At 68.7% G+C, this 4,491-nt stretch carries 5 protein-coding genes; 3 read left to right on the top strand and 2 right to left on the bottom strand.

Features of this window, described 5'->3' with window-relative positions; all coding sequences use genetic code 11:
• Positions 1–304: 304 nt before the first annotated feature.
• Positions 305–877 (bottom strand): TetR/AcrR family transcriptional regulator, encoded by a 573-nt coding sequence (locus tag FXO23_RS50250; RefSeq protein ID WP_158896261.1) that lies wholly within the window; start codon positions 875–877, stop codon positions 305–307.
• Between the two features lie 82 nt (positions 878–959).
• On the opposite strand from FXO23_RS50250, the gene FXO23_RS50245 reads away from it, so the two are divergent.
• Both FXO23_RS50245 and FXO23_RS50240 read left to right on the top strand, forming a co-directional pair.
• Positions 960–1,913 carry an NADP-dependent oxidoreductase gene (locus FXO23_RS50245; protein ID WP_158896259.1) on the top strand — a complete coding sequence of 318 codons (954 nt, stop codon included), beginning with the start codon at positions 960–962 and terminating at the stop codon, positions 1,911–1,913.
• 158 nt (positions 1,914–2,071) lie between these two features.
• Complete coding sequence (locus tag FXO23_RS50240) at positions 2,072–2,443, top strand: OsmC family protein (protein WP_158896257.1); 372 nt, start codon at positions 2,072–2,074, stop codon at positions 2,441–2,443.
• A gap of 122 nt (positions 2,444–2,565) precedes the next feature.
• Here FXO23_RS50240 and FXO23_RS50235 read toward each other — a convergent pair whose 3' ends face one another.
• Positions 2,566–3,522, bottom strand: coding sequence for a helix-turn-helix transcriptional regulator (locus FXO23_RS50235; protein WP_218952445.1), 957 nt, complete (start codon positions 3,520–3,522; stop codon positions 2,566–2,568).
• Positions 3,523–3,747: 225 nt separating this feature from the next.
• Between FXO23_RS50235 and FXO23_RS50230 the strand changes: the two genes are divergently transcribed.
• Positions 3,748–4,266 carry an amidohydrolase family protein gene (locus FXO23_RS50230; RefSeq protein ID WP_218952444.1) on the top strand — a complete coding sequence of 173 codons (519 nt, stop codon included), beginning with the start codon at positions 3,748–3,750 and terminating at the stop codon, positions 4,264–4,266.
• The last annotated feature ends 225 nt before the right edge of the window (positions 4,267–4,491 follow it).

Below are 4,491 nucleotides of genomic sequence, written 5' to 3'. Positions count from 1 at the left end.
GCCATGATCCACATCCTCACTCACACGAGGAGCCTCCATCAGACCCGGGGCGGTTCATCATGCCGGTGGGCGCCCCGCTGACCAAGGCCGATGCAACGTGTCCTGAGACTGGGTGAGCGCCCTCTCTCAGGACACGTTGCCGCTCAGGTGCGGACGCGGACCGGAGTCTCACTACTTGTTGTCGCTCATCGGCAAAACGTCCGCTTCGCGGCATGAGAGGGCGTTTGGCAATGCATGCGCCCGGCCCCGGCTGCAACGTCTGACTGGGCTTGATCGCCGATGGGGGGAGCCCAGCCGCTCCTGCTCAGCGGACCGTCGGGGCTCGCGGCGTGACCGCCTCGCGCAGCTCGGCGGCGGCCTGGGCGATGAGCTCGGACAAGGTCGCGTCCGGGTCGGCCAGCCAGCGGGACGTGGCGTGCCGGGAGATCGCGATCGCCACGTCGATGATGAAGCGTGCCTCGCCGGACTCGACGCCGCGGCGCTCGAGCGCCCGTGCCAGTGCGCGTGCGATGTCGGCGAGTTTGATCAGGTCGCGTTCGGCCAGTGCTGGGCTGGCGGCGATCACCGCGACGCGGCGCAGCAGGAACTCGCGCGAGCGGAAGACCTTGTCGGCGGTCCCCAGCGCGGTCAGCAGCGCCTCGAACGGCGTGAGGCCGGGGGCGGCCGCCTCGACCTGGGCGACGAGGTGGGCCTCGAGCTCGCTGCCGGCGAAAAGGACTTCCCGCTTGTCGGGGAAGTACCGGTAGAAGGAGCGCTCGGTCAGACCGGCGGTACGCGCGATCTGCGCGACCGTGGTGCGCTCGAATCCCTGCGTCTCGAACAGCTCGAGCGCCGCGCGCTCGAGCCTGCCTTGTGCGTCGGATTCCCATCTCGGCATAGCCACCAGGATGACAGCAGAGGCTGTCGTCGTTCTGCTAGGGTCGATGACAACAGATGCTGTCATCACGCGGGAGATCGTCATGAAGGCTCTACAGTTCGACCGATTCGGTTCCCCGGACGTGCTCGTGCTCCGTGACGTCCCGAAGCCGGAGCCGGGGCCCGGCCAGATCCGGATCGCCGTGCGGGCGTGCGGCCTGAACCCGGCCGACTGGGCGGTGGTCGACGGCCTCTTCGCCGACCGGTTGCCGCCGCTGCCGCGCGGGCTCGGGCTCGAGGTCGCGGGCACCGTCGACGCGCTCGGGGAGGGCGTCACCGGCGTCGAGATCGGCGACCGTGTGTTCGGCCCGGCGACCTTCGACGGCCCGACCGCCGGGGCCGCCGAGTACGCGCTGATGGCGGCCTGGGCACGCGTTCCCGAGGGCGTCACCGCCGAGCAGGCCGCCGCGCTGCCGATGGCGGCCGAGACGGCGTGGCACGCGCTCGACGACCTCGGCATCCAGCCGGGTGAATTGCTGCTCGTCCACGGCGCGGGCTCCACCGTCGGCGAGGCCGCGGTGCGCTTCGCGCTGCACCGGGGTATCCAGGTGATCGCCACCGCCGGGCCCGCACGGGCCGCCGCTCTGGAAGAGATCGGCGCCCAGGTGACCGGCTACAGCGACGGCATGGCCGAACGCGTCACCGCACTGGCCGCAGGCCGCATTGACCGTGCCCTGGACACGGCCCCGACCGGCGGCCGGATCGACCGCCCCGACCAGACCAGCCCGGCCGGCGGCTCACTGCCGACCCTCATCAAGCTGACCGGCGACCCCGACCGCGTCCTCACCGTCTCCGACTTCGCCGCCGCGGCCGAACTGGGCACCCGGATCACCCACATCGACATGCGCTACGACCGGCTGGACGAGTTCGCCCGGCTCGCCGGCGAAGGCGTCCTGGCCGTATCGGTCGCCCGCACCTACACCCTCGACCAGATCCACGAGGCAGCCAAACTCAGCCAGTCCCGTCGGCCCGGCGGCAAGCTCACGCTCGTCCTGTGATCGCCTAGCCGCCTGGCCAGGCGATCCCACTGCCGAACAAGCACTGGACGCTCACTCCGTCAGACCGGCCTTTCCCAGTATTTGAATATGCGCTTCTCGTCATGTGAGCTGATCACTACGATTCCGGCGAGTCGGGTTCCGGCGGAGGAGGCAAGGCGATGGTCGAGGCGGTGGCACTTCCGACACCATGGCAGGTCAGGTTCGGCGCAGGTGGCAACGAGGGCACCGCCGATACCCGTAAAGGGGACGTCGGCGGTTCGGCGGGGCTGCGACCCCACGAACTGCTGGAGGCTTCCCTGGCCACGTGCATGACCATTTCGGCGCGGATGGCACTGACCGACCTCGGCATCACCGACGCCGGGGTACAGGTGCGAGTGGAACTGGAGCGCGAGGAGTCCACCACGCGGTTCCGCTATGAACTCGTCCTCGACCCCGAGCTAGAGGTTCATCGGCCCGCGCTCCTGGAGCGGCTCGCGCGCTCGCCGGTGCTGTCCACCCTGAGCAAGCCGCTGGTCTTCCACGCTGTCTGACCAGCCCCCGTCAGAAGTATCCGCTCGTCGGCATAGCCTTCGCGCAGGCGCCCGATAAGCGGCATGAGAGTGCATCCGGTGTTCGGCGTGGAGCTGGGGTTTGGCGTCCTCGGAGTCTGGGGTCAGCGACCGTCGCGTTGCAGAGTTCGGTAGGGCGGGCGGCCGTAGCCGGTGCGGTAGTGGTGGGCGAAGCGGCCGGGGTGGAAGAAGCCCCAGCGGGCGGCGATTTCGGTGACGGTGACTCTGATGGTGCGGTCGGCGGCCAGCAGGTCCTGGTGGGCGTGCTGGAGGCGGGCTTGGCGGAGGTAACCGGTCGGGGTGGTGCAGCGGTGTTTCCGGAAGGCGTACTGCAGTGCGCGGATGGAGACGTGCGCGGCGGCGGCGATATCGGCGACACTGATATCCAGATGGGCGTGGTCGTCGATGAAGGCGATCGCGCGGCGCAGGGTGGCCGGGTGGGCGTCGTGCCGGTCTTCGATGGTGGGGTCGACCAGTGCGGTGTTGGGGAAGGCGGTCAGCGCCGCCGCGGCCAGCAGGCGGCCCGCCGCGCCCTTCACAAGCGGCTCGTTCATGGCCTCGGGCCGATCACGCAGGCTGGTGGCGACGTAGTCGAAGGTCGCGATCATCTGGTCCGCGGCGTCCCGGGTCGTGGTGCACACGTCCGTGAAACGGACCGGCCCCGGGCGACGAGTCTCTGCGGGAGCGGCCACCTGGTCGAGCAACCCGAAGGGAAACGTGACGGCCTGCACCGCCCCGTCGTACCACCGCGCGCGGATCGGCGGATGGTCCTCGGTGGTGTTGCACGGGTACACGTCGCCAGGGCCGCGCCGGTACTCGGCGCCCCCGTACCCGACGTCCACCGGCGTGCGGGGGCGGGCGATCATCAACTCCGGCACCGACTCCAAGATGTACCCGATGTCGGCGACGTGCGTGGCGGTCATGAAGGCGAACGTCTCGGTGACCAGCCTGTTGAAGCGGATGGGAGCGCCTTTCTGGCCCACGCCCACCCGGAACTTGCCACCGTAGACGTTGGTCAGGTACTCGCCCGCCCATTCGTGGTCGGTGGTCTCTAACAGCACCTGCTGAGGTGATGAAGGGGCGGCGGCCACAGTCAGGACTCCCTTGACACAACAAGACTATGGCGACGTGGGGTCCAACCGCCGCCAGGACGGCGAGCAGCATCCTCCTGTCGGCGCGGAAATGGTGGATCCCGGGGGCACTGTCACGCGGTCGGAGCAGAGAACCGGGACGAAATCACCCCAATGGGACACATGCCCTCAGTGCAACCGCTCGTCGGCAATAGAGTGCGTTTGCGGAATGCGCTCGGCTACTTCGCCTCCCTGCCACTACCCGACATCGACGGCGCACTCGACGAGATCGGCCACGCCTTCACCGACGGCGCCGACGGGGTCATCTGGATGACCAACACCGCCGGGCACTACCTCGGTGACCCCCACCTGCGCCTGATCGTCCCCCACGCCGGCGGCGTGCTGCCCCTGCTGGCCGACCGACTGGAACTGTTCGCCACCCTGAGCGAAGACACCCACGGCCCATCGGCTTCCGAACTGCTGCACCGCTTCTACTACGACCTGGCAGGCACCCTCACCCAATCCCAGATCACCGCCCTGTCCACCATCGCCACACCCGAGCACCTGCTCTACGGCAGCGACTACGTCTGGACCCGCCACCTCCACGTCCTCCGAGCCCTCACCACGCTCGACACCACCTGGCCCGGAACCGATCCCACCTGGCGACAACTCACCACCCGCAACGCCCACCAACTCCTCGGCGCCACCCCGAACCAAACGAACAACGTCACCTGAACACCACACCATCGATCGGAAGCATCGACAGCAACAGCCGAACATACTCAAATCGGCATGAGCGGGGGTCTATCCCGTGATCGGTGTTTCCGGCGTTGTTGATCAGTAGGTTTCGGCGACCGGCCAGCGGTCACCGAAGGTGACGGAGAACGCGTTCACCACGGGCTTCGTGCGCCGTGAGGCGCTGTGGTTTGAGTGGAGGTGAGAGGCCACCACCGTCGGGTC

Origin of the sequence: Amycolatopsis anabasis (genome assembly GCF_009765355.1) — a bacterium.
Lineage (GTDB): Bacteria > Actinomycetota > Actinomycetes > Mycobacteriales > Pseudonocardiaceae > Amycolatopsis > Amycolatopsis anabasis.
This window is presented reverse-complemented; position numbering and strand designations above follow the sequence as displayed.

Coding starts and splice junctions, on each gene's coding strand:
- FXO23_RS50250 (WP_158896261.1), bottom strand. CDS start 877: ATGCCGAGATGGGAATCCGACGCACAAGGCAGGCTCGAGCGCGCGGCG.
- FXO23_RS50245 (WP_158896259.1), top strand. CDS start 960: ATGAAGGCTCTACAGTTCGACCGATTCGGTTCCCCGGACGTGCTCGTG.
- FXO23_RS50240 (WP_158896257.1), top strand. CDS start 2,072: ATGGTCGAGGCGGTGGCACTTCCGACACCATGGCAGGTCAGGTTCGGC.